This window comes from Candidatus Pacearchaeota archaeon, assembly GCA_038874355.1.
Classification (GTDB): domain Archaea; phylum Nanobdellota; class Nanobdellia; order Pacearchaeales; family GW2011-AR1; genus JAVZCO01.
On sequence record JAVZCO010000001.1, the window covers coordinates 518,768 to 543,351 of the forward strand.

Genomic DNA, 24,584 nt, shown 5'->3' on the forward strand with positions numbered 1-24,584 from the left:
TAAAAATGAAAAAATATCCAGAAGAAAAAATAATTATAATTTTGTTATGCTGTATCATTTTTCTTTTAATTTTATTAATTATTTTTGTTTTTAGCACATATTATGAAATAATTAAAAGTAAAAAAGAAATAAATAAATGTTATGATGAAACTTGCTTTTTTTCTTCTTTACAGAATAAAGAAAAATCTAAAATATCTATAACAGAGGGGGATTATTTATTAGGAATAACAATAAATGAATTTAAGAATAATCTATTATATGTTAATGTTATAGCATATAGTTATAAAACAATGAAAAGAACTTATTTAAATTGCGAGATTCCTTATGAAATATCTCAAGATTATAAACATGAAATAATATCATTTTTAGAAGGAAAACAGGCAAGAATAAAATGTCAGTAAAAAAAATAAAATTAATATTTTTCATTTTTTCTTTATTTATTATTATTTTATTTTTTTATAACTCTATAAGTTTTGTAAGTGCAGCTACAGAAATTTCTTCTTGCACTACTATAACCTCTCCAGGAGAATACACTTTAACTGCTGATATAATTAATTCATCAGCATCAATATGTATAGACATACAAGCAAATGATGTCACATTAGATTGCCAAGGATATACTATAGACGGAAAAGACACATCTAACACATATGGAATTCGTGTTTATCGTTCATCATCAACAGATACAAATGTAATAATAAAAAATTGCATATTAACAGATTGGTTTGGAGGAATTTATTTATATAGAGCAAATAATAACACAATAATAAACTCAACATCTAATTCAAATTCTCAGTATGGTATCTATCTTTCTTCAAGTTCAAATAACACAATCATAAATTCAATATTTAATTCAAATTATTATGGCATCTATCTTACTTCAAGTTCAAATAATAACACAATCATCAACTCAACAGCTAATTCAAATTCTCAGTATGGTATCTATCTTGCTTCAAGTTCAAATAATAACCAAATCATAAATTCAACATTTAATTCAAATTCTCAGTATGGTATCTTTCTTTATTCAAGTTCAAATAACACAATCATAAATTCAATATTTAATTCAAATTATTATGGCATCTATCTTTCTTCAAGTTCAAATAACCAAATCATAAATTCAAGTTTAATTAATAATATAGTATATGATTTATATCTTTATTCTTCACAAGATTCATACTGCCAAAACAAACTTGAAAATGTAATAGGAACAGATAATAAACCTATAATATATTATAATGAAACTGTAAATATACAAGGCTGGAACAATAACTTTTCTGAGTTAATATTATGTAATGCTGATTATTCTGTAATTAAAAATGTAAACCTAACTCATATTAACAAAAAGAATAATGGAATTTTATTAGTTAGAACAGATTACTCTAATTTAACTAATATTTTTGTTAATAATTCTTATTATGGTATTTATCTTTATTCAAGTTCAAATAACACAATCATAAATTCAATATTTAATTCAAATTCTTATGGCATCTATCTTTATTCAAGTTCAAATAACCAAATCATAAACTCAACAGCTAATTTAAATTCTCGTGGTATCTATCTTTATTCAAGTTCAAATAATACGGTAGTTAATAATATAATAAAAGAGAATAATAATTTTGATATTTATATTTATGCATCAAAAAATGAAGATTGCAATAATATATTAGAAAATAACATTGGTTCTATGGACAGAACTATTAAATATTTTAATAATTCAATAAATTTATCAAATGAAGTATTATCCGAATTAATATTATGTAATGCAGATTATTCAGTCATCACAAATATAACAATAGAAGCTTCTCAAATCAAAAAGAATAATGGGCTTATTGCTTTTTTAACTGATAACTCAAATTTCATAAATATAAATTCTTCAAATAATTGGTACGGTATTTATTTAAGTGGATCAAATAATACAATAATGAATAATATTGCTAATTCAAATAGTGATATAGGGATTCTTTTAGGTGGATCAAATAATACAATAATGAATAATATTGCTAATTCAAATAGTTATGGAATTAGGATAAGTGGATCAAATAATACAATAATGAATAATATTGCGAATAATAATTCTGGAGGTTTTGGATTTGATTTACCTAGCTTATCAAATAGTATATTAGTAAATAATACTGCTAATTCAAATAATAATGGTATCTATCTTGATTCAAGTTCAAATAACCAAATCATAAACTCAACAGCTAATTTAAATTTTCGTGGTATCTCTCTTTCTTCAAGTTCAAATAATAACACATTACACTCAAACACAATCACAAAAAATACACAATATGGAATTTATTTATCTTCACCAGATTCAACTCCTAACACAATTTACAATAATTTCTTTAACAACACAAACAACTTCTATTTTATTGGAACACCACGAGCTAATAATTGGAACACAACAAAAACATCAGGCACAAACATAATAGGCGGAAATTATTTAGGTGGTAACTTCTGGGCAAAACCAGATGGAACTGGATACAGCGAGACTTGTTCTGATTCTGATTCAGATGGAATTTGCGATTCTGCTTATATTCTTGCTTCTAATAACATAGATTATTTGCCCTTAGCTATTTATAGTAGCATTGGTATAACACCATTTCAACTAACAATAATCTCACCAGCAAACATAACATATAACACAAACACAATCAGCTTTAACATAACAGCAAATAAAGCATTATCATCTTGTAAATATACTCTTAATAACTGGCAAACAAATATAACCATGACAAAATTAAATGACACATACTTCTATAACATAACTCAATTAAACGACGGAAGCTACACAGCAAGGTTCTGGTGTAATGATACAGCTAGCAATGTAAATAATACAGAACAAGTTAGTTTTGTTGTTAATACAACACAACCAGAATTTGGTTGTAATGTTAATGAAAATCATCCTTATGATTACAATGATGATAAAATTTTAAATGGAACAGATATTACATTTTTATTTTTACTTTATCCCCCATACGAATTAGATAATTGTCCTATAGGAAAGATATGTGATTTAGATAAAGATGGATATATGAATGATTCTGATGTTTTATTATTAATTGATTATATTGCAAAGGGTTGTCAGTCTTTTTGTGGAGATAATATTTGTAATGAAAATATAGGAGAAAACTATACTTCTTGTCCTAATGATTGTTTAAAAAAAATTCCAAAAGGAATAGCATACTGGGCAGATATGAATCAAAATTATATAAACAAAACTAATGTAAATGATAGTGTATTAATGATATACAACATAGGAGAAGAATATAACGGACAAGAAATTAATTTTGAAGTTCATGAAGTAGATAAAGGTTTATTTGATGTAGATTGTTCTGGTGACTGGCCTAATGAAGCAAGATATGCAAGAGCAAATGTTATTAATGGAAAAGCAATTGCTTTATGGAAAGCAAGATATTGTTCTAATGGAGAAAGTGATGGAGTTTATTTCATAGCAAAATTAAATGATACTATAAAAAATGAATCAAATATATTAGAAATTTTGCAAGAAAGTGATTCTCCTACTTATTATGAAATTATTGAGCCAAGAGAAGATTTATATTATTATACAAATGAAGAAATAAGATTTATACAAAATACTCACGATATAGATGATATAATTGAATACACTTGGTATTTTGGTGATGGTAACTATGTTTCAGGCAACACATTTACTTACGAAAATTACAATATAACACATAATTATTCTTCTGATGGAAAAAAGGAAGTTATTTTAAAAATAAAATCAAGAGAAACTGAATATTCTTTAAAAAGAAATATTTATGTCATAGATAAAAGTTCAACAAAGAAATATGCTTTTGCTAATATTCGCGAACCTAAAGATAATAATTTCTCTTCTGAAATTGTAAATTTCAGTGCTCTTGGAAGTCACGCAATATTATATAATTCTTCTACTAATAATATCACTTGCTTAATAGGGATTTGTTTATCAAAAGATATGTATAATAAAAATATTTTGGATAATATAAAATCTTATGATGAAATGAGATTTTATTGGACTTTTGATAAAGGGTTGAATGAATTACAGACAAATGGTAGTTCTGGACTAAACTTTAGTTTATACTTTCAACCAGGCCAACATTATGTAGAATTATATGTAGAGTTTGACGATCCTATCCAAAGTGAAAAGATTAATAATCAATTTAATGTCTATCCCTCAGTAGGATATTATTGTTCTTCTGGAGGAGAATATTGGATAAATTCTTCTGGTGATTCAGAAGATAGTTTAAATGATTGTTATAGAGAAAATGTTTTAATTTTTTCAAGTAAAACTTGCTGTCCATTAGGATATAAATGTATTAGCGATATATGCAAAGAAGAACATATAGAAACTTGTTTTGATTATAAAACAAAAGAAGATTGCGAAAATTATAGTTTAGAGATAGCGAAAAATAGCATTCATAGCTTGTTTTCTGCTCAAGATTTAGGATTAAAATGTGGTGGCTTTTTTTTCAATAATACAAATGATGGAATTTATGTGAATTATATACAAAATTGTAAATGCATATGGAATGAAACTTCACAAAAATGTTACGCAAAATACGAACAAAATAATAAAAAGATATTCTCTAATGAAAATTTAAATAATTATGGAAATTGCACAATAAAAGAAGAATCTTTAACAGAGTGTATCAATGGTAGAATAAGATACTTAAATATTAATGTTTTTTGGGAAGGAAATCAACCAAGAGGATGTAATAATTTAAATGAAGCAATAATTCCTTGTTTTTCAGAGATTATTTTGCCTTTTATTAGTTGGTTTTCTGTAATCTTATTTTTAGTAATTTTATTAATTTATTATTACAAAAAATTAAAAAAAGATTAAAAGATTTGTTTATTATAAGATAATCCATAGTACTTTAAAGAAGATTTAAAAAACATATCAAAAAAATATATATTTCAAAAAATTTTTTTAATCTTATTACTAACTTATCTTCTTTACTTAATTTACTATTAACTTAAAACAACAATTCCTTTATTTGTTATCTTCATTGGTACAGGTTCTCTCACGTGGGCGGTTCTTCTCATTTTTATTATTCTTATTGCTCTATCTGCTTCTCCACCTACACCTAAAGAATGTAATTTTATAACACCATCAGTTAAGAATTCTACAATGTTATGAACCTCTTCTGAAGAAGATAAATCTCCTTCTCCATCTCCTGGAGTTTCTAAACTTAACAATACTGTAACTTTTAATCTTTTTAACAAAGAACATAAATCATATAATATTCTTCTTATTCTAGCTGGATCATTTATAGTCATATTAAAAACACTTAAAGGATCTATACATACTCTTTTAACATCATATTTTGCTACAAAAGACATTATTTGTTTTGTTAATTCTTTATCAGTTATAGAAGGATCTAATCTTATAAATTTACATTTTCCTGCTTGATCATACTTAGAAAAATCCCAACCTAAAATATAAGCATCTTGCATTACATCTGTTAAATCAGATTCAAAACTTATGTAAAGTCCATTCTCATTATATGCTAAGCCAGTCCATAAATATTGCAATAAAAAAATAGTTTTCCCTGCTCCAGGACCACCTAAAACAACATATGTATTATTTCTCACTAAACCACCATTACATAACTTATCAAATCCCGGAATTCCTGTTGGGCATCTTTCTACTAACATTTCGTCAACAGAAGGTTTTGGCATTTTTCCTCTTTTTATATTTTTATATAAAATTTGATATATTTAAATTTAACTATTTATAAAAATAATTTTATTTATAAATAAATAGATATTATAAAAATATTTTTTTAGTATAATTTTATTTATAAATAAAACTTTTCTTATTTAATTATGTTAAAAAAGGAAGAAATTTTTGAATTTTTAAAAGAAATAAGAGAACATTTTAAAAGTCCAGAATGTAAAGAAGAAATAAAGAAAAAATTTTCATCTTCTTTACCATATGACTTAGAAGAAGAATATTTTTCTATGTTATTTAGTAATAATACTATTATAGAAGTTACAGCAGAAAAAGGAGAAATTATTAATTCAGATAAAAGAGAAGTTGGAAATGTAAGTTATATTACTTTTATTAGGCCAACAACAAAAAAAGAGTTTTATGGAGGTGCTTATGGAAATGGTTATTATAAAATAAAACCTTCTTCAAAAGAAGGATTTTTTAAGATAATAGAAAAGTGCAGAAAAGAAAGTTTAAATGATGCTATAACAAATTTAGCTGGGTATATATCAAGTGCTTCTGATAATACAGGAAAAAATGCGATTAGAAAATATGATTTTTTTGAAACAATACAACCAACAAAATATTATTCAAATTTTTATTTAAACTTTGATTACGATCTTTCTGAAATAGAAGAAATTGCTATAAATATTTCCAAAAACTTAGATAGAAGTAAAGTGGTAGATGAAAGCGGAGAAATAGAAATTTTATCATTAAAAAATGAAAAAATGTTAGTTAATTCTGAGGGAACAGAAATAATTTATGATCCATCTAGCACATTTGAAATATATATGAATGCTTTTGTTAAAACTGGGATAGGAAAAATAAAAATTACAGAAAAAATTAGGGAAAAAAATTTAGAAGATATTTTAAAAGAGAAAAAAATAGAAAAGAAAATATTGGATTTAGAAAAAAAAATTATAAATCAAAAAAATGCTATTAATATAAAACCAGGAACTTATGACATATTATTTATAGAAAAAAGTTATGCAGATGCTGTTCATGAAGCAGGAGCAGCTCATTTATTTTCTCTTTCGTACCAAGTAGATGATATGGTAGGGATATTCTCTTTAGAAGATATTGGTAAAAAAATTGGTAATGAAAATCTTTCTGTTATATTAGATCCTTTTTATCCAGGAAAGGGAGAATGGGGTTATTATAATATTGATGATGAAGGAACTCCAGCAAAAAAAGTTAATTTGATTAGTAATGGTTTTTTAGAAAATTTTATTTGTGATAGAAAAAGCAAAGCAAAACTTAAGTTTTTAGATTCTATTGATTTAGAATTAAATGGTCATGCAAGAGCAGAAGATATAAAGGAATATGTTGAACCAAGAGTTAGTAATTTACTAGTTAGATGGAATCAAAAATTAAAAAATGAAAAAGAGATTTTATATTTTTTCATAGAAATGTTAAAAAGAAAAGGAAAAAGTTATGGAATCTTGTTTAATAGTTCTGCTGGAGAAGTAAATTTATTAGAAGAAGAAAGGGAAGATTCTGATGAAGATCAAGAAGTAAGAAAAACCATTTGTACTTTATATCCATCAGAAGCATTTCTTATAAATCTAGACGGAAAAATAACACCTATATTAAAAAATATTTCATTAAATTTTATGCCTCGCTCTATTTTTGAAAATATCGCTTTTGTTGGTGGAGAATATGTTAAAGAAAATCATTATTGTGGCAGTGATTCTGGTTGCATAACAACTTTAAGCGAATCACCTTCATTGGTAGTAGTAGAAAATTTAACTATAGAAAAATCAAGAATAAGCAACAAAAGAGAATAATCTTATTTAATAATAAATTCACAATAATCTCCATTCTTTGCTTTGCATTTTTCTTCTATAGCATCAACTTTTTTTCCAAAAACATATGAAAAAATTCCTGCTATTACAGCTGCTGTTATTGCACACACTGCTTTTTCTGCTCTTTTTTTATTTTTTTTAAGATAAGTCTCTGCAAGTACGCTTTCATATATTCTTACTACTGCTTGCTTTTTTGTATTATCTAAAGAAGCTATAATCATCTTTCCTAACCCATATATATCAAATATATCCTGAATTGTTTTTATTATTCCTTCATTACTACTTATTTTTTTACTTAGAGTTGAGATGTCTAAAGCAACCACTTCTTTAAGTTGTTTATAAACCTTAGCATGCTCAACAAATTTGGATAGTTGTAATAAAGTTGAATCTTTTATTAAAGAATATAACCTAACATCATCTATTTCTTGTAATTCTAATAAAACATCATCGCTAAGCATTACATGTCTATTTCCTAGAATATTTATTTTCCCATTGTCTATAGAAAATTGTCTTACAAAAAGTAGTTTTTTAAGTAAAGGACTTAACATTTTCCTCTTTTTATTATTTAATATTTTTACCTTTTTAAATTTATTTTATTTTTATTTCTTTTATTAAGTATGTTTTTTTTAATTTTATTAAAGTTTTTTTTAAGGCATTATACAATTTATTCATTTTTTCTTTAGATGTAACATAAATATTTAATTCTTGTGGCATTAAGTATATCTCCATAAAACCGGATTTTGAAAACATGAATCTTTCACAAATTTTATCGTTAATAAAATCTATTCCTATATACCATATCACTTCATGCATTGATTTTTCTAAATTTCTTAAAAATTTTTCAATAGAAGTTTCTATTTTGCTTATTTCGGAAAAAGATTTTTTAGTTTCATCATAAAAAAGATTTACAGCTTTTAGAGTTATGCAAAATCCCATTTTCTCTTTTTTTTCTTTATCATAATTTTTCATTTTATTTTTATTTAATTTTATTTCTTAAAATTTTCTGCTAATTTTTTTAGTTTTCTTTCTCTTGAAATATTTCTTATTGCTGAAATTATACTTGCTGATTCTTTTGTTATTATAATAGACTTTTCAATTTTTTTCATTTTTTCTATTCCATAAAGAGTTTTTATTGTCTCTAAAAATGCTTTCTTAAAACTTCTTGTCCTTCTTGATGAAGAAAAATGAATATTTATTATTAAAGGATAATCGAATTGAATTTCCATGAAACCTTCTTTATAAAATAAGAATCTATAACTATTTTGTGTTTCTTCAACTAAAATTATTTTTTCTTTAAAATGATTTTCTAATAAAGAAATAAATTTTTCAATTTCTTTTTTGTTTATTAAAATTTGCTTTTTATTTTTATCCTCACTTACAAAAGGAAGCTGCATATTTGTATCTATATAAGCAAGACAAATATGTCTTAAGCGCAAAATGAAAAATGGCAAAAATAAACTTATTATCCATAACCATAAGAAATGTAAACTTGTGGCTATAACAGCAACAGTTGTTGTATAAGCTGCTGTGTCTACAACAACATCCGGAATATCTCCGTGAGGTATAAAATCAGAAGGCTTAGATAATGTTATATTAGTGCCTTTTCCTTTAAATTTTATTTTTTTTGTTTCTGGTTTTTCTTCTTCTATTATTTCTTTTGTAATAAGAGAACAAATTCCTGTTGTATAATTACATTCTTCATTATCACTACATGTGTCTGTTTTTATGTAATAACAACCGTCATCTTTTAATTTACATAATAAAGAAGTTTTACTATCTTTACATTGAGGATAATTATCAGGCAAGCATTCATTTATACAAGTTATGTTTTTTATACAACTTCCTTCTTCACAAATATAATTATAACTACATGATTCATAACTATAACTACTCCACTCTAAACAGGAATCAGAATCATAATTTCCACATGTTCTTATTTTTATTGTTGTTGAATTCACGCAAGATTTTTCTTCTTGGCCAGATGAACATTCATCACTACAGCTTTCACCACCCCCGCCACTACCACCACCTCCACTAGAAGAAGCAACACAAATTCCTTCACTACATATATAACCACTATTACAACTAATTAATCTATAGTTATATATTGTTCTATTATCAGCACAGCCATAAATATCAGATTGATTTATTTCTTGTGATTGATTTTTTGTTGTTGAATTAACACAACTATAATCTTGCCATTCACCTATAGATACATTAATATATTCAGGTCCTACTAATTGATATTCATATTCAGTCACATTTTCAGCACAACCATATGAATCATATTTTATTCTGCTTCTTGATTGGTTCATGTCATTACCAGCACAACCTACATTCTGCCAATCAGTCCAATCAGTATAAGTCCAATTAGGTCCTACAAAGGTATAATTATAAACAGTTTCATTTGCCTTACATCCATATAAATCATATTGAGTTGCACTTTGCTTTAATCTCATTTGATTTCCTATACAGGTATCTTCTTGCCACTCTCCAAATGTTGTATTTTGCAATATAGGTCCATCTAATCTATAATCATATATAGTTTCATTTTCATAACAGCCTGTATCATTAGCATCATATTGAGTTAAGTAACGAGATTGATTCATTTGTTCATTAACACAAGTTAAATTTTGCCATTCACTCCAAGATGTATTAACTAAGCTTATGTATAATATTCTGTATTCTGTCCAAGTTGTGTTAGTTTCATTGCAGCCATTTGCGTCATATTGAGTTATATTACGTGATTGATTCCTTCCCTCGCTTAAACAATTCAAATTCTGCCATTCTGTTGTTATATTTTGCCAGTTTGATGTGCATTCTGTATTATTTAAGCAACCTGAATTATTTATTCCTATATATTCGTTTCCACTTGTACAAATATACCAATCATTCATATTACAATTTTTTATTGTTACATTTGTTCCTTGAATAATCAAACCTGTTGTTTCATCATAAATATTTCCATTAAAACTATAACCTTGACAATCAAGAGTACAATCAGAACACATTATTGTTAAGCCATCTCCTGCTAAACATGTAACATCTGCAGAAAATATAGAAGATTCACTCATTGTAAAACCACAAGTATTTCCAGGATTTGAATAAACAGCAAATCCTGTTAGTTTTTTTTCTTGAAGAAAAAACATGCTTGCTGAGAGAACAATAAATAATGAAACAACTATAATGATAGCACTACTAACAGCAATTGCTTTTTTTTGCATTAATAAAAAAGAAAAATAAAGTTTATAAAGATTATTTACAAGCAAGCTAAAGGCAGGTGAGAATTATTTTTTATATAAATTATCTGCATATTCAAAAACTATGTCAGCTTCTGTTGGACCAGGACCAGGTAAAGTTAATTTTCCTTCTTTATCAGGAATTCCTTTAACACTTCCGTCTACATAAAGTATATTTACATATTCTCCTTTATGATTGAAGTAGTTATATGCTCCTCTAACATTATAATCCATAACTAAAGCTGGTTTTTCTCTTCTTTCTGAAGAATCAACTTTGTAAGATGTTAAGCCGCCAGATAAACCTCTATAGAAGTATGTAGAATCTGTATTCTGGTTTGCTTCCCAATTTGCTTTTACTTTTTCTTTTGTAGTCCAATTGTTTGATGGGCAAACCATTAAATCTGTTGTATTAATGTATTGGGGAATTAAATCTCCTAAACAAATTTTTCTGCTAGAGGTTCTTATTCTATTATTAGCATAACCTAAAGGACCTGTATAAGGATACATCTGATCATTATCAGCAGCATACATCTCGCAGGCTAAACCAATTTGCTTGAGATTATTCATGCATGTTGCTCTTCTTGCGCTTTCTCTTGCCCTGCTTAATGCTGGCATAAGCATTGCAGCTAATGTTGCAATTATTCCAACTACAACCAAAAGCTCAATTAAGGTAAAACCTGCTTTTTTCCCTACTCTAATAACATCTTCTTTTTTTGTTATTCCTTGTTTAAATAATCTTTTAGCAAAAGAATGCAAATTAGAATCATTATTATTTGTTTTTTCTTCTAACCCATTTCCTGTCGGTGAAGGCATAGCATCTGCTCCTAACAAATAATCATCTGCATAGCTATTATAATTTGTCATATTCTTTTTAAGATCCTGAGGTTTATAAATCTTTTGTTTTTGTTACTTTGAAGTGAATATAAATAGATGAAGTTGATTTTTTAAATCCTTCTTGATTTGATTAATAATAATTTTGATTTCTTATTATAAAAATTTTAAATCATTTTTGTTTACAAAAATAAAAATTTTAGAGAAAAGAATTAAAAACCATCTCTCTTTTAGAATTTTATGAAAGAAAACTGCATTTTGCGCAAGATTGTCAAAGGAGAACTTCCTTGCTATAAAATTTGGGAAGATGAAAAACATTTAGCTTTTTTTAAAATCTTTCACAATTCTAGGGCCACCACTACAAACAGAATTAAGATAACAACAAGATTTGCACTCTCCAAATACTCCTGAGTTATTGCGACATTCATAATTCTTTAACGCATTGTAAGCTTCTAAGAAGGTCCCATACTTCTTTAAATCGTCAATTTTATATATTCTTAAAGGGAGGCATCTCCAAATAGTTAAATCAGGGGATATATCAAAAAATGGGGGGCAAATAAAAGAAACATCATTCTCTTGTTTTGCAAAGATTTCTAATTGAGATTCACTGAATGCACAATGAGGGACGCATATATCGCCCCAAGTTTCAATGCCTCTTTTATTTGCTTCTTGTACGATTTCATAAATTCTTTTTCCATACTTTCGTAAAGTATTCTGGCTCTTATATCCAAAAAGATTGCCAGAGCTAACTATAGGTTCTGAAAATGACCATCTAAGTTCGAAATGATATTTTTCAGCTATATCTAAATGTTCAATACCACTAAAGTTATCAGAATCTATTATTGCACCAATTGAAACAACACCTCCTTTTTGTCTAAGTTGTTCAAAAGTCTCAATGAGTTCTTTTTTTTGATTAGAGCTATAATGATGCCATCCTAAAAAAGTTATTTCTGTTTCTATAGGGTATTCTATTCTTTCAAATTCTTTTCTAAATTTTCTATTCCAAAGCCCGTTTGTACTCAAGCCTATTGAAGTGCCACAATTATAAAATCTTCTTCCAATTTCTAGTGCATGGGGGTGAAGAGTCGGCTCTCCTCCAAGAAGATTGATTTGTTTTGGAGGTTCTTTTCTTATTCTTTTTTCTAATTCTAAAATCATATCCTCTTGTATAAACATTGGTTTCCGGCATTCAGACATATAATCTCTTGCGATGCACCATTTACAATCCAAGTTACAAAAGGATGTTAGGAACAGATTTACAGTTAGATCTTGTAGACTATAACCTTTTATCATGTTATTACTAAATAGTAAAGATTTATAAATTTTATGCTAATATGCATACTTTAACAATCATTTAACGCAATTATTTTAACTAGAGAATGAACCATATGTTCGTCTTTTTCTTTAAATTTAAGGTATTTAATTATCTTCCAATCAGAATATATCTCTTTTAGTTGGTTATTTCTAAAATATAATCTTTTTTTATTAAAAGTCGGGTCTTGTTCAGTAAATGAAATAATTATATTAACTCCTTGTTTTTTTGTCATTTTTTTCATTCTTTTTATAAGTTCTATCCCTTTTTGATAATTTAGGAAGTGAAATGTTCCTGTAGAGATTATTATGTCGTATTTTTTTGTTATCTTGAAAAACTCCAAATCGGCGACTTTCGTGTTTATTTTTATTTTTTCCTTTTTTGCTCTTTCCTTTATTTTTTTTATTGCTGTTCTTGATATATCCACACAAGTAACACAGAATCCTTTTTTTGCAAGATAAAGGGCATTTCCGCCTTCGCCGCAACCTAAATCCAAAACACTTCCAGATTTTTTCAACTTTAAAATATCTTTTACCAATCCCGAATCTTCTTCGAATTTAAAATTCTTTCTTTTGTATATCTTATCAAAATAAAATTTATTTGAATGCATTTTTCATTATCTCCTTATTTTTTTGAAATTCTTCTATCTCGGAAAGAATTTGATGTTTATTTAATTTAACATCTTTATATTTAAGATATCCTATATTGAATCCTTCAATTAAACTCTGAGCAGAAAAATCAAAAATACAATTCTCAAAATATGCTAAAGATGAATAAACCCCTGTTATAAAAAGATTTAAATCATTCTTCTGAAATCTTAAGAAAGATTCTTCATTTCCTTTAAATGAATCTTTTGAATACATAGAATCTAAATCTGTAATTCCTATTTCTCCATTAGGCATAATAATTTCATTCCCGTACCAAGAATTTCCTATACCTCTTATAAACCCCTTATTATGTAATTTTCTATAGATAAATCCTATCTTTTTTCCTAAGTTATATAATAGCTTTAATTTTTCATGATGGTCTTTAAGAATTCTTGTAACTTTAATATTTTTAATTAAAAAATAATTTTTTTTCTTGTTAAACTGAACTGAGTCTTTTAATTTTGCAAGAATATTTATTATAACTGCCATGCAAAATTCATCTACTCTTAAATCGCTATTAACAAGGTATATTAAAGAACAATAAGTTTCTGATGTTCTAAATGGCAATAATACCCTTCTTATTCCAATCGGAATATAAGGACTAACAAATCCTTCTTTGATAATTAAATGGTAATTCTTTATTTCCCTCTTAGCATCATTATAATCTAAAGTACCTCTGTGCTCATAAATATTACTTTCTATAATAATCTTCTTTTTAAATAAAATCTCTCTATCGATTATGCAATTCTTAATAAAACCTTTGTACTTCGTACCATTCCTTTTAAATTTGTATGTTTCTCCTTCGATTTTTACTAATGCTCCGCCAGTACCACAACTTAAACCCAGATACTCTCCTTTTGAATCTTTTATTAAAAAGGGAATATTTTTTAATTTAGGATTATACTCCTCCAATATTTCTGAAGGATAAATTTTTAGTCTAATTGGTTTTCTAAATGTAAGAGATAATCTTTTTGTGAACTCATCGTTATTGTTCCAACCACTATGAAATCCAAAAAAACCTTCAGGATATGAAAAATCAAACTTTGTCATTTTAATCTAATTGAATATTTTTTAATTTTTAAGCTCTTGCAATCAAAGTTTTTCTTAAGATATTTTATTAATTCTTTTAATTTATGCGGTTTTGTACATATAGAAGCTTCTATTATGACAATATTATACTCAGGATAAGAGCTATATATAATATGACTTGTAGACAAAAAATAGCAGATATTTATTCCTTGATGATTATAATATTTATATGTTCTTCTTATAATTTTAGAATCAAGTAAACTAGAAATAGTATCAAGAATACTGTAAACCTTTTTTCTGTCATCTAAGATATCTTTTGTTTTTGTCTTTAAAATAAAAATAAAATTATGTATTTTATTTATCATTTTGTGTTTTATAATTTGGAAAAAAGATATTTATCTCTTTCATGAATAACACCCCAGTTTTTATTTAAATTCTCTAAAATATCATTTGAAAATGAACGAAAAATTGAATAAAAAAGCATAGAATTAAGCCATTTTAGATTTATTTTTAGAGTCTTTATTTTAATTTCTATATCTTTTTCAGAGAATTTGAGGGGGTCTACAATATCAGAAGCTATTAATCTCCCCCAAAAGTCTACATAATGAGGTATCCAGATCCTATAAGGTCTAACAATTTTGAATACAGACTTGTAAGTTTGAATTATTCTATAATAAACTTCTCCCGCAGAGTCAGGAGACTCGCAATGAGTAACAATGGCTGACTTTTCTTTCATAATTCTCTTTAGATTAAGAATAAACTCCTTTGAAAAAATCTTTAGAGCAAAATTTTTAGGGTCAGAAATATCTAAGACGATGAGATCATATTTATTATGAGTGTCTTTTACATAGTCAAAACCATCATTAAAATAAAGACGAACTCTTTTATCGTTAAAATATTTTTTAACTTCTGGGAAGTATTTCCTACAAATATTTACTACATCTTTATCGATTTCTACAAGATCTATTCTTTGAATATAAGGATATTTTATTAATTCCCCTAAAGAAAAACCATCCCCTCCGCCAATAACTAACACTTCTTTTATTTTTTCCATAGATAAAACAACAGGGTGTATAAGACTTTCATGAACATAACTATTAAATTTTTCACAAATTTGTATCTCATTATCAAGAGTAAGAATCTTTCCAAAAAGGTTAGACTTATATATTTCTATCTTTTGAAATCTAGAGAATTTATGAAAAATTCTTTTAACCCTAATTAAATGTTTTATATTTTGAGAATTCCAATTCTTAAACCAGATTAATTTATTTTTTCTCATAATATTGGTAAAAGTACATTTTCCCCCATTTCTTTTCTTTTGATCTATCATAAAAATCATTTTTTGGGTATTTAAAATTTTTTGTTATTTTTAATTCAATTATTGTTTCAGGCGATAATGAAACTCCTGGAAGAAATTCAGAAAAACCAAAACGCTTTAAAAAACTAATAAGTTTTAATTTTGATACATCTTGTTGAAATAAATTTAATAACTCTTTGATAAATCTTTTAATTAATATTTCCGGGCAATCGTAAGTAACTGCTTTCTTTTCTATTTTATTTATTTTTAATCCGTGCGATTTAATAAAATTAAATAATTTTTTTCTTTCTTTATATGTGAATATAGGAATATCGTCAACTAATTGAATAACGAATTGGCCGCCGAAACCATTTTTTGATAAACAGTTTATTACTCTTGTTAAAAAAGAAATATACCCACCAAGACAATGTGAAGAATCAAAAAAGAAATAATCATAAGACTTTAAAAATTTTTTAGGTAAAGGTTCTCTCACATCATAATGAAAGGTGTTAATCTTATATCTCTTTTTTTTAGAAACCTTCTCAATGTAATTTATAATTCTTGTATCTATCTCTAAAACATCTATTTTTAATTTATTGAAATTTGCAGCTAAAAAAATACTTAATAGATCATCATCTCCTAAGATTAAGATTTTTTTAATAGAAAATTTGTTTAATGAATCCTTAAAAAGGTCTAGTTTTTTAAACATCGTTCGTTTGTCTGTATATAGCTGAGAATACTTCAATGTAGGGGAATTAATTTTTCTAAACCTCTCAATTTCTTTTGGGAAAAACCATTTTTTTGAACTAAACTTGCTTTGAATATCGCAATTATTTAAATAATTTGCAATTTTACAAGGATTTTTTTGATATAGAATCCATAAGTCCATCAGTATGTCCTCAACTTTTGATTCAGATCTCATAAAATCCATAAAAGAATATCTTCTTTTGATACTCTCTTCTATTTCTTTTATTCTGTTCATACTCTCTTTAAAAATCAGTTAATATTTAAATTTTGTTTTATCAAAATAAAAAATTTAGGAAAATAAAGAATTTAGCATTTAATCTTAAATGCTTTGGAGAAAAGTGTTTTTGTGCTATGCCCAATACATTCAAAAATTAAATAAAGTTTTAAGTTCGGTTGGGTTTGAAACTATTTTTTTTATTTGTTCTAAGTAGTCATCATTCAATCTGTTGAACAAAATATAAGGTTTATTTATAAGATGATTATTTGGTAGATCTATACTACTTGCCGAATCCCAAAGTCCGACTTTCGTAACTTTTCCCTCTAAATTCAACTGTTCCCAAATTCTTTGAGCTGCATTTGGTAAATAAGGCTGTGTTAAAATAGCTAGAGTTTTACATAAATTAGCACATAAATATAAAGTACAGTTTGTTCTTTTATTATCTTTTTTTACAGTATTCCATGGTTCGCTATCATTAAAATATTTATTTCCATAAGATACAAGAGAAAGGATCTTAAAAAACATCGATTTTGCAAGCGATATGGTAAAAATAGGCTTAATAGACACATTAAATCATGTAAAAATCATGTAATAATGGTTCCATATCCAGGAACTCCGTTAGCAAGAAATCCAGATAAATATGGAATAAAAATTTTAACTAGAGATTAGAAGCAAGATGACGAATACGGATTACCAGTTTTCGAATCTCGAACAATCGAAAGAAAAGAAATTCTCGATTTATATGAATATGCCAATATTAGATTCGCTGAAGTTTTGGAAGAAACTTATAATTCTATGCTTGTTGAATAACTTTTTAACCTATAACAGATTTAATCGTTTATGAAGATTAAATTAGCAAGAAAAGAATACTTAGAAGTATTTATACCAACAAAACAAGAATTTAACGAAGATTATGGGATTTCTGAAAAATCAGAAAATTTTATTATTGAAGAATTTGAAGACTATCTAAAAAGAGGGTGTATAATCCTGGCGGCGATAGATAAATCCAAAATTATAGGATATCTTGCAGGAATAATTGAAGAATATTTATATGAGAAATTTGGTTATATCGGAGAAGTTTTTATTTCAAAGAAATTCAGAAATAAAGGAATTTCAACTAAATTAAAAGATAAATTTATTGAATTTCTTAAATCAAAAAATATTAATTTATGTAGAATAGATGTAAATCCAGATAATTCTGCTCAAGAAGTTTATAAAAAGTGGGGTTTCAAGATAGATAGATATAGAATGAGTTTAAAGTTATCTAAGAAATTAACAACGGCGACCCCCTAAAACCTTAGATATTGTCTTGCTTCGCAAGAAATATTATACAAAACTCAAACTCAACTTTGAGCTTTTGGGCATTCGCCCAACGTTGCACTAAAACTCAATCCCTGCAAGTATTCAGGAAAAATGAACAGCAATTTAACGGTTCCGCTCACCTGCATTTCCGTCTCCCACATCCAAAATTTCAATTATATATTTATCTGGCTTTAATCCCCATAAACATTTTTCTTCTTTATATTTTTTTTCAAATAAATTTTTTTGCATTAATAAAAAAGAAAAAGGAAGTTTATAAAATTTGTGAAGAAGAAAGATTTTTAAATTTTTATTTTTTTAAATTATAAAAGTAAAATATAGGAGGAAAAACAAAATGTCAAAATGCAAAGCGATTTTAGATGTAAAAAAAATTGAGAGAATTAGTTTACAAAAGAAAAATCAAAAATCTTCTAATAATGTTAAAAAATCTAATAAATAAAATCCTTTTTTATTTTATTTTTTAAGATGATAGAAAAACTACATTATTATAGTATACCCCATTTAATTCATATTGAAACAACTTATGGATGCAATCAGGGATGTATTTTTTGTTATAATCCTAATAGAAATTACTCTATTGATTATAAAAAATTAGACAAAATTATAGATAGTGTTTATAAATCAAAAATACCCCATGTTTATCTTATTGGAGGGGAACCTTCACTTTTAAGTGTTAAAAAATTAAATGAATATATAGATAAACTTTCAAAATATTCTTCAGTTACAATTGTAACTAATGGTTTTAAGTATATGAAAGGTCTCTCAAAAAATCTCGCTTGCTTAGGCATCCCAATTCATGGAGATAAAAAAACCCATGAATATTTAACTAATAATCCTAAAAGTTATAATAAAATAATTAGTAATATAAAAAAATATATTGAAGAAGGTTTTGATGTAAGAATTATCCCTGTTTTGACATCTATTAATTATAATCAGATGTATAATATAATTAAACTCTCTACTAAATTAGGAGCGGAAAGTGTTTTTGTAGATAGATTTGAGCCAGGAGGAATTGGTAGCAAATTAACAAAAAAACTTTTACCTTCAACCAAACAGTTTAAAATTGCTTTAGATCAAATGATAAAAGCAAAAAAAGATTTCGGAATTCCTCTTGGTTTTGGTACAGCAATTCCTTATTGTTTAGACAAAAGATTAATTGATGAAAATATTTATGCAAATTGCGGAGCAGGGATAACTTTTGGAGCTATAAATCCAAATGGCGATTTTAGAATTTGTAATCAATCTTTAAAGGTTTATGGAAATGTTTTAAAAGAACCATTAGAAAAAATTTGGAATAAAAAAGAATTAGACGAATTTAGAAATTTAAGTTGGGTTAATGAGCCTTGTAAAAGTTGTAATTTACTCTACGAATGTTTAGGAGGTTGTAAGGTTGATTCTAATTTCCCTGGAGAATTTTGTATTGATTATTCTGTAAGATGTTGTAAAGAACCTCTTAATAAAATTAAAATTAAAACAAAAAAACTAATATTTAAAGTACCAACAAACATGAGAAGATTTAAGAAAAATAGATATTTAAAATTAAATGATTTTCATAAAGAAATTTATATTGTTACAAGGTATCAAACAGTAGAGATTGATGAATCTACTAAAAGAATAGTAAAGTTTATTTTAAAGAATGAAGATTATATTTTAGAGAAAGAAATTTTAGATAAATTTTCAAATGATTTTGAAAAAAAAGATTTAAGAGAGCTACTTTCAAAATTTATATATATCGGAGCAATAGATGAAATATAAAAATTTTATTCAAAGATGTGATTGGGAAATAACAACAAAGTGTAATCTTAATTGTAAACATTGTTTAATTAATTATAAGCCGAAAAAAGAACTTTCTACTAAAGAGTGTTTTTTAGTGATAGATCTATTAAAAAAATTGGGGTGCAAGCAGATAAATTTTACTGGTGGCGAAGCTCTTATCAAAAAAAATTTTTTAAAAATTTTAAAGTACTCTTATGAAAGAGGGATAGTAAATAACCTTTTTACAAATGGAACACAGATTAATAGTAAAAATATTATTTTTCTTAAAAAATACATTAATTATATTGGAGTAAGTATTGAAGGAATGAAAGAAGAAAATGATTTTATTAGGGGAAAAAACTCTTACAACAAAGTAAAAAGAACATTAGTATTATTAAATAAAGAAAAAATTCCTTTTGGAATTTATATGACTTTAAATAAAAAGAACATATTAAATCTCAAAAAAATTCTTAAAAAAATTGTTAAATATAATCCTAAAAATATTAGTTTAAACGAACTCGTTTTTAGGGGAAAAGCTAAAAAAAATAAAAAAAAAGTATATGTAAAAATAAATAATAAAGAAATCTTAAGAATTTTAAAAGAAATTTTTCCTGACGAAAGATTTAGAATTGAGAGGGGTTGTAATATTAATCCAAAAAATATTTTTCTAACCTCTGAAGGAAAGTTTTATTTCTGTACGGAAATAAGGCAATGTAAAAAAACAAAATTTTTAGGAAGTTTTTTTCCTCCCAATTTTCATAAATTCAAAAAATTCTCAAATAATTTTTCTAAAAAGAATTTGCCAAAAAATTGCCCTTATTTCTCTTATATTTCAAAAAATATAAAATTAAATCTTTTAACAGGTAAAAAATGCCCATTTATAAAATAAATATAAAAAATATTTTTCCAGGAATTTCGAAAGTTTGTAAAAATTGTAATATTTGTTGTAGAACTTATGGTTGGCTTTTAGAAGAGGAGGCAAAGAAATTTTATAAAAGAGGGTATCCAATAATAAATTTAAATAATTCTATTTTTTGTATAGATTCATTTAAACGGGATAAAAAAGGAAATTTAATTTTGAATAAAATTCCTCGTTGCCGATTTTATAAAAAAAAGAAGTGTTTAATTAATAAAAACAAACCTCTTGATTGTAAACTTTTTCCTATTAAAGTCAGATTCAATGAAGATGATTGTTTTTTAGGTTTAAGTCTTGGTTGTAAATATATATCTAATCTAAGTGAGAAAGAAAAAAATAAACTCTATAAGAGAGTAAAAAATTTTATAGAACATATGCCAAAAAAAGATTTAGATAAATATCTTAATTTAATGTATAATGTTAACTTAATATCCCAACCTAAAAAGTTTTGGATGAAAAAATTAATAACTTTTAAAAAAGAAGGAAATTCTTGGAAATTAATATCTTTTCATGACTAAATAAATTGTTCTTTTTTTTGGTATATCTGGCCAATCAATAATTATTTCTCCATAAAAACCATTATTAGTAAAAATTCTAGCAATCTCTTTTAATTCTTTTTCACTTTTTGGATAAAATTGAATAATAAGAGGCCCTCCCTCATTTAAAACAGAATAAATTCCTTGAGCTACTTTTTTTATGTCATTTTTGTCTTTGATCCACTGAAGAGCGGAAACAGAAACAACTCCATCAAATTTACGACCATTAAATAATTCTTTAATATCTCTCATATCCCCAACATAAGCTTCAAATCCTTTTTCTTTTGCTTTTTCTATCATTTTTGGAATTAAATCCATACATACCACATTATATCCAGCAGAGCGATAAACCTCCGCGGTATATCCTGGCCCTGAACCAATATCTAATAAAGATTTTCCTGGTTCTAATTCTAAAAGTTCTAAAACTCTATACGCAATTTTTTCTTGCGCTCTTCTCATACCTCCAGAACGTGCATATTTTTCTACTTCTTCATCACTATAATAAAGAAAGGGATCTCCTAAATATTCTTCAGGTCTATCATTTTTTACAAACCATCCTTTATCTTTCTTTGAGCTTACTTTTTTTCTTTGATTTCTGTTAAATTCCCTTTCCATTTCTTTAAATAAATAATTTTCTAAATTTTTATTCTTTTTCATATTCTTTTTAAGATCCTGAGGTTTATAAATCTTTTGTTTTTGTTACTTTTAAGTGAATATAAATAGATGAAGTTGATTTTTTAAATTATAAAGATATCAAAGTAATTTTTATTACTTATTAATCACTACAAAATAAAAAGGTTTAAATAGTAGAAAATTAAATTATATTTAATAAAAATAATTAGAAAGATTATTAAATAATATTAACTTGAAGATTTAATGAAAGATAAAAGAAAAACACAACGAGAAATAATAAGTGAAAAAATAAAAAGAGAGTATTTTATTTTGACACAAAAAGGTGAAGAATATTCGATAAATTTGGATAACAAAGAAGAAGTTGAAAGAGTATTATCTAAAGTAGGCAGTCAAGAATTGAAGACTTATGTAACAAATATAGAATTGGGCATGATGCCTAAAAAAGAGTCTCCTTCAATAAAAGAGATGCAACAACAAGAACTTGTTGGTTATGCTCCTGAAGCAGATTCTGGGCATTTTAAGTTTTATCCAAAGGGTAATTTGATTTTTGAATTAATCAAAGATTGGTGTGATGAAATTGCTATTAAAAGACTTAACTGTATGAAAATAGAAACACCAGTAATGTATAATTGGGCAGATCCAGAAATAAAAGAACAAGGAGGAAGTTTTCATGAAAGACATTATACTGTTAAATGTCCTGATGAGCCAGAAAAAGAGCTTGTGATGAGATTTGCAGGAGATTTTGGTTTATTTAAAATTATGAAAAATGCTAAGTTTTCTTATAAAAATCTTCCTTTAAGAATTTATGAATTTAGCAAGAGTTTTAGATATGAACAAGCTGGAGAACTTTCTGGGCTTAAAAGATTAAGAGCATTTCATATGCCTGATATTCATAGTTTTACTGCTGATGTAGAGAGTGGATGGGAAGAATATAAAGAACTTTATAGAAATTATGATGATTTAACTAAAGGATTAGGAATAAAATATGCTATTGCTTTTAGAATTGTTAAAGATTTTTATGAAAAATATAAAGAACAAATTATTGAGATGTTGAAATATTCTGGTATGCCAGCATTTATAGAAACTCTTTCTGAAATGAAGCACTATTGGGCAGTTAAGCATGAATTTCAAGGTTTAGATTCTGTTGGTGGTTCTACACAACTTGCTACAGTTCAATTGGATGTTAAAGATTCAGAAACATATGGCATAACTTATGTGGATAAAGATGGTAAGAATAAAGGATGTATTATAGTTCACAGTTCTATAGGAAGTATAGAAAGATTATTATATTGTATTTTAGAAAATGCTTTTACACAATCAAAGAAAATGTTGCCATATTGGCTTTGTCCTACTCAATTACGAATTGCTCCTTTATCTGAAAAATATTTGGAAGAAAGTATAAATTTAGCAAAACGATTTAACTCTTATGGAATTAGAACTGATGTTGATGACAGAAATGAAACAATTCAGAAAAAGGTTTTAAATGCCGAAAATGAATGGATTAGGTATTTAATTGTTTATGGTGAAAAGGAAATGAAAGAGAAACAATATTCTGTTAGGGAAAGAGAAAGTGGCAAAATAATAAAATTTTCAGAAGAAGAATTAAAAAGAAAACTTTTGGAACAACAACAAGGAATGCCTTATCGCGACTTGCCCCTTCCACTATGCATAAGTAAAAGACCTATATTTTATGGTTAAAGTACAAATGGATGAAAATTTATACAAAAAAGCAATTTATCAAATCTTAGGAGAAGAAATTGGTTTTGATGAAGCAAAAATATACCTAGATATGTTATTTTCTAAAAAAATTTTCAAAAATTTTAGTATAAGTAAAACATATAGAATACTTCAAAAATTATATAGGATAGCAACGAACCTTATGGACTTTCCTATGATTCTGAGTTAGAGTATATTTTAAATGCAAACATTAGGGAATCTGATAAAAAGAAAATTTTATCAGAAAATGCTAAGGAGATTTTTAGATTAAAGTAATATTATAAGTTAATTGTTCTTTATATGTTTTCTTAATAGTTTCATAAACCATATAGTATAATATCAAAGCTACTATTTAAATTTTTCGTAAATAATTTCACTTTTAAACAATATTTAATTATTTAATTGAAAATTCTATTTTCTAATTCTTTTACTTCTTTACTTAAATCTAAATCTAATTCAGAACAAACTCTTTTGGTTATATTAGAAATGTGTGTATGAAGAGCATTCCTATCAATAAATTTTTTGCTAATGTTATTATGTATTAGCTCATGGATTAATACTACAAGAATATATTTTTCATTTTCTTCATATCTTAATGTTAGTGGGCTTGATATTGGCTTTGTTTTTTCTGTTAAATAAATAGGAATATATTTTTTCCTCCAAGGTTCATTAAATTTCTCAATAAAAATTAATATTTTTTTTATATATTTATTGTATAAATCTTCAAATTTTGAAAATTTTATTTTTAATTCTTCTAGTTTAATGTGATTAAATTCTTTGTTAAATAGAGCATTATATGGGTATGAATATATTAATTCAGTTTTGGGTATCATTTTAAAGTAAATTATATGAATTATATATAAATTTT

General features: G+C 25.7%; 24 protein-coding genes. 9 read left to right on the plus strand and 15 right to left on the minus strand.

The features are described from left to right. The first annotated feature begins 5 nt into the window (after positions 1–5). A complete protein-coding gene (locus tag QW117_03135; protein ID MEM3405936.1) occupies positions 6–401 on the plus strand; it encodes a hypothetical protein in 396 nt (131 codons plus the stop codon). Continuing rightward, positions 392–4,846: a NosD domain-containing protein gene (locus tag QW117_03140; protein ID MEM3405937.1), complete on the plus strand. Its 4,455-nt coding sequence runs from the start codon at positions 392–394 to the stop codon at positions 4,844–4,846. Before QW117_03135 ends, QW117_03140 begins: the two co-directional genes overlap by 10 nt. 128 nt (positions 4,847–4,974) lie before the next feature. Here the strand turns inward: QW117_03140 and QW117_03145 are convergent, their stop codons facing one another. Then, positions 4,975–5,685 (minus strand): ATPase domain-containing protein, encoded by a 711-nt coding sequence (locus QW117_03145; GenBank protein MEM3405938.1) that lies wholly within the window; start codon positions 5,683–5,685, stop codon positions 4,975–4,977. Between the two features lie 147 nt (positions 5,686–5,832). Here QW117_03145 and QW117_03150 point away from each other — a divergent pair, with 147 nt between their 5' ends. Continuing rightward, positions 5,833–7,503 (plus strand): metallopeptidase TldD-related protein, encoded by a 1,671-nt coding sequence (locus tag QW117_03150; GenBank protein ID MEM3405939.1) that lies wholly within the window; start codon positions 5,833–5,835, stop codon positions 7,501–7,503. Positions 7,504–7,505: 2 nt separating this feature from the next. Here the strand turns inward: QW117_03150 and QW117_03155 are convergent, their stop codons facing one another. From QW117_03155 to QW117_03205, 11 genes are all read right to left on the minus strand, one after another. Further along, complete coding sequence (locus tag QW117_03155) at positions 7,506–8,069, minus strand: 4-vinyl reductase (protein MEM3405940.1); 564 nt, start codon at positions 8,067–8,069, stop codon at positions 7,506–7,508. A gap of 40 nt (positions 8,070–8,109) precedes the next feature. Further along, positions 8,110–8,490, minus strand: coding sequence for a hypothetical protein (locus QW117_03160; GenBank protein ID MEM3405941.1), 381 nt, complete (start codon positions 8,488–8,490; stop codon positions 8,110–8,112). Between the two features lie 17 nt (positions 8,491–8,507). Next, a complete protein-coding gene (locus tag QW117_03165) occupies positions 8,508–10,745 on the minus strand; it encodes a hypothetical protein (protein ID MEM3405942.1) in 2,238 nt (745 codons plus the stop codon). Positions 10,746–10,808: 63 nt separating this feature from the next. Then, a complete protein-coding gene (locus tag QW117_03170) occupies positions 10,809–11,624 on the minus strand; it encodes a type II secretion system protein (protein ID MEM3405943.1) in 816 nt (271 codons plus the stop codon). A 285-nt stretch (positions 11,625–11,909) separates the two neighbouring features. After that, positions 11,910–12,884 (minus strand): radical SAM protein, encoded by a 975-nt coding sequence (locus QW117_03175; GenBank protein ID MEM3405944.1) that lies wholly within the window; start codon positions 12,882–12,884, stop codon positions 11,910–11,912. Between the two features lie 50 nt (positions 12,885–12,934). Then, positions 12,935–13,513, minus strand: coding sequence for a methyltransferase domain-containing protein (locus tag QW117_03180; GenBank protein ID MEM3405945.1), 579 nt, complete (start codon positions 13,511–13,513; stop codon positions 12,935–12,937). Further along, positions 13,500–14,600: a hypothetical protein gene (locus QW117_03185; protein MEM3405946.1), complete on the minus strand. Its 1,101-nt coding sequence runs from the start codon at positions 14,598–14,600 to the stop codon at positions 13,500–13,502. Before QW117_03185 ends, QW117_03180 begins: the two co-directional genes overlap by 14 nt. Next, complete coding sequence (locus QW117_03190; GenBank protein MEM3405947.1) at positions 14,597–14,944, minus strand: S-adenosylmethionine decarboxylase; 348 nt, start codon at positions 14,942–14,944, stop codon at positions 14,597–14,599. Before QW117_03190 ends, QW117_03185 begins: the two co-directional genes overlap by 4 nt. A gap of 8 nt (positions 14,945–14,952) precedes the next feature. Next, positions 14,953–15,858, minus strand: a complete 906-nt coding sequence (locus QW117_03195) for a hypothetical protein (GenBank protein ID MEM3405948.1) — start codon at positions 15,856–15,858, stop codon at positions 14,953–14,955. Continuing rightward, the gene (locus QW117_03200; GenBank protein MEM3405949.1) at positions 15,845–16,858 is read right to left on the minus strand and encodes a bis-aminopropyl spermidine synthase family protein; all 1,014 of its coding nucleotides are present in this window, start codon (positions 16,856–16,858) and stop codon (positions 15,845–15,847) included. The genes QW117_03195 and QW117_03200 overlap by 14 nt, the downstream gene beginning before the upstream one ends. 129 nt (positions 16,859–16,987) lie before the next feature. After that, on the minus strand, positions 16,988–17,365 hold the full coding sequence (locus tag QW117_03205) for a hypothetical protein (GenBank protein ID MEM3405950.1): 378 nt from the start codon (positions 17,363–17,365) through the stop codon (positions 16,988–16,990). 315 nt (positions 17,366–17,680) lie between these two features. On the opposite strand from QW117_03205, the gene QW117_03210 reads away from it, so the two are divergent. Continuing rightward, positions 17,681–18,133 (plus strand): GNAT family N-acetyltransferase, encoded by a 453-nt coding sequence (locus tag QW117_03210; GenBank protein MEM3405951.1) that lies wholly within the window; start codon positions 17,681–17,683, stop codon positions 18,131–18,133. A 132-nt stretch (positions 18,134–18,265) separates the two neighbouring features. Here QW117_03210 and QW117_03215 read toward each other — a convergent pair whose 3' ends face one another. Beyond that, positions 18,266–18,391 carry a hypothetical protein gene (locus tag QW117_03215; GenBank protein ID MEM3405952.1) on the minus strand — a complete coding sequence of 42 codons (126 nt, stop codon included), beginning with the start codon at positions 18,389–18,391 and terminating at the stop codon, positions 18,266–18,268. 234 nt (positions 18,392–18,625) lie between these two features. Here QW117_03215 and QW117_03220 point away from each other — a divergent pair, with 234 nt between their 5' ends. The 3 genes from QW117_03220 to QW117_03230 are packed head-to-tail and all read left to right on the plus strand — an operon-like array spanning position 18,626 to position 21,349. After that, complete coding sequence (locus tag QW117_03220; GenBank protein MEM3405953.1) at positions 18,626–19,915, plus strand: radical SAM protein; 1,290 nt, start codon at positions 18,626–18,628, stop codon at positions 19,913–19,915. After that, entirely contained in the window at positions 19,905–20,804 is a 900-nt protein-coding gene (locus tag QW117_03225) for a radical SAM protein (GenBank protein ID MEM3405954.1), read from the plus strand. The genes QW117_03220 and QW117_03225 overlap by 11 nt, the downstream gene beginning before the upstream one ends. Then, the gene (locus QW117_03230) at positions 20,786–21,349 is read left to right on the plus strand and encodes a hypothetical protein (GenBank protein MEM3405955.1); all 564 of its coding nucleotides are present in this window, start codon (positions 20,786–20,788) and stop codon (positions 21,347–21,349) included. Before QW117_03225 ends, QW117_03230 begins: the two co-directional genes overlap by 19 nt. Here QW117_03230 and QW117_03235 read toward each other — a convergent pair. Next, positions 21,329–22,024 carry a methyltransferase domain-containing protein gene (locus QW117_03235; protein ID MEM3405956.1) on the minus strand — a complete coding sequence of 232 codons (696 nt, stop codon included), beginning with the start codon at positions 22,022–22,024 and terminating at the stop codon, positions 21,329–21,331. The genes QW117_03230 and QW117_03235 overlap by 21 nt on opposite strands. A gap of 219 nt (positions 22,025–22,243) precedes the next feature. Between QW117_03235 and QW117_03240 the strand changes: the two genes are divergently transcribed. Next, positions 22,244–23,698 (plus strand): aminoacyl--tRNA ligase-related protein, encoded by a 1,455-nt coding sequence (locus QW117_03240; protein MEM3405957.1) that lies wholly within the window; start codon positions 22,244–22,246, stop codon positions 23,696–23,698. Further along, positions 23,691–23,906: a hypothetical protein gene (locus tag QW117_03245; GenBank protein ID MEM3405958.1), complete on the plus strand. Its 216-nt coding sequence runs from the start codon at positions 23,691–23,693 to the stop codon at positions 23,904–23,906. Before QW117_03240 ends, QW117_03245 begins: the two co-directional genes overlap by 8 nt. A gap of 208 nt (positions 23,907–24,114) precedes the next feature. Here the strand turns inward: QW117_03245 and QW117_03250 are convergent, their stop codons facing one another. Beyond that, positions 24,115–24,549, minus strand: a complete 435-nt coding sequence (locus QW117_03250; protein ID MEM3405959.1) for a hypothetical protein — start codon at positions 24,547–24,549, stop codon at positions 24,115–24,117. Positions 24,550–24,584 lie beyond the last annotated feature (35 nt).

What these genes read in the sequence shown, in the direction of transcription:
- QW117_03180 (MEM3405945.1), bottom strand. Translation starts at nt 13,513, where the DNA reads ATGCATTCAAATAAATTTTATTTTGATAAGATATACAAAAGAAAGAAT.
- QW117_03200 (MEM3405949.1), bottom strand. Translation starts at nt 16,858, where the DNA reads ATGAACAGAATAAAAGAAATAGAAGAGAGTATCAAAAGAAGATATTCT.
- QW117_03145 (MEM3405938.1), bottom strand. Translation starts at nt 5,685, where the DNA reads ATGCCAAAACCTTCTGTTGACGAAATGTTAGTAGAAAGATGCCCAACA.
- QW117_03185 (MEM3405946.1), bottom strand. Translation starts at nt 14,600, where the DNA reads ATGACAAAGTTTGATTTTTCATATCCTGAAGGTTTTTTTGGATTTCAT.
- QW117_03190 (MEM3405947.1), bottom strand. Translation starts at nt 14,944, where the DNA reads ATGATAAATAAAATACATAATTTTATTTTTATTTTAAAGACAAAAACA.
- QW117_03245 (MEM3405958.1), top strand. Translation starts at nt 23,691, where the DNA reads ATGGTTAAAGTACAAATGGATGAAAATTTATACAAAAAAGCAATTTAT.
- QW117_03225 (MEM3405954.1), top strand. Translation starts at nt 19,905, where the DNA reads ATGAAATATAAAAATTTTATTCAAAGATGTGATTGGGAAATAACAACA.
- QW117_03135 (MEM3405936.1), top strand. Translation starts at nt 6, where the DNA reads ATGAAAAAATATCCAGAAGAAAAAATAATTATAATTTTGTTATGCTGT.
- QW117_03235 (MEM3405956.1), bottom strand. Translation starts at nt 22,024, where the DNA reads ATGAAAAAGAATAAAAATTTAGAAAATTATTTATTTAAAGAAATGGAA.
- QW117_03175 (MEM3405944.1), bottom strand. Translation starts at nt 12,884, where the DNA reads ATGATAAAAGGTTATAGTCTACAAGATCTAACTGTAAATCTGTTCCTA.
- QW117_03210 (MEM3405951.1), top strand. Translation starts at nt 17,681, where the DNA reads ATGAAGATTAAATTAGCAAGAAAAGAATACTTAGAAGTATTTATACCA.
- QW117_03170 (MEM3405943.1), bottom strand. Translation starts at nt 11,624, where the DNA reads ATGACAAATTATAATAGCTATGCAGATGATTATTTGTTAGGAGCAGAT.
- QW117_03230 (MEM3405955.1), top strand. Translation starts at nt 20,786, where the DNA reads ATGCCCATTTATAAAATAAATATAAAAAATATTTTTCCAGGAATTTCG.
- QW117_03250 (MEM3405959.1), bottom strand. Translation starts at nt 24,549, where the DNA reads ATGATACCCAAAACTGAATTAATATATTCATACCCATATAATGCTCTA.
- QW117_03150 (MEM3405939.1), top strand. Translation starts at nt 5,833, where the DNA reads ATGTTAAAAAAGGAAGAAATTTTTGAATTTTTAAAAGAAATAAGAGAA.
- QW117_03140 (MEM3405937.1), top strand. Translation starts at nt 392, where the DNA reads ATGTCAGTAAAAAAAATAAAATTAATATTTTTCATTTTTTCTTTATTT.
- QW117_03165 (MEM3405942.1), bottom strand. Translation starts at nt 10,745, where the DNA reads ATGCAAAAAAAAGCAATTGCTGTTAGTAGTGCTATCATTATAGTTGTT.
- QW117_03195 (MEM3405948.1), bottom strand. Translation starts at nt 15,858, where the DNA reads ATGAGAAAAAATAAATTAATCTGGTTTAAGAATTGGAATTCTCAAAAT.
- QW117_03220 (MEM3405953.1), top strand. Translation starts at nt 18,626, where the DNA reads ATGATAGAAAAACTACATTATTATAGTATACCCCATTTAATTCATATT.
- QW117_03155 (MEM3405940.1), bottom strand. Translation starts at nt 8,069, where the DNA reads ATGTTAAGTCCTTTACTTAAAAAACTACTTTTTGTAAGACAATTTTCT.
- QW117_03160 (MEM3405941.1), bottom strand. Translation starts at nt 8,490, where the DNA reads ATGAAAAATTATGATAAAGAAAAAAAAGAGAAAATGGGATTTTGCATA.
- QW117_03205 (MEM3405950.1), bottom strand. Translation starts at nt 17,365, where the DNA reads ATGTTTTTTAAGATCCTTTCTCTTGTATCTTATGGAAATAAATATTTT.
- QW117_03240 (MEM3405957.1), top strand. Translation starts at nt 22,244, where the DNA reads ATGAAAGATAAAAGAAAAACACAACGAGAAATAATAAGTGAAAAAATA.
- QW117_03215 (MEM3405952.1), bottom strand. Translation starts at nt 18,391, where the DNA reads ATGCAAAAAAATTTATTTGAAAAAAAATATAAAGAAGAAAAATGTTTA.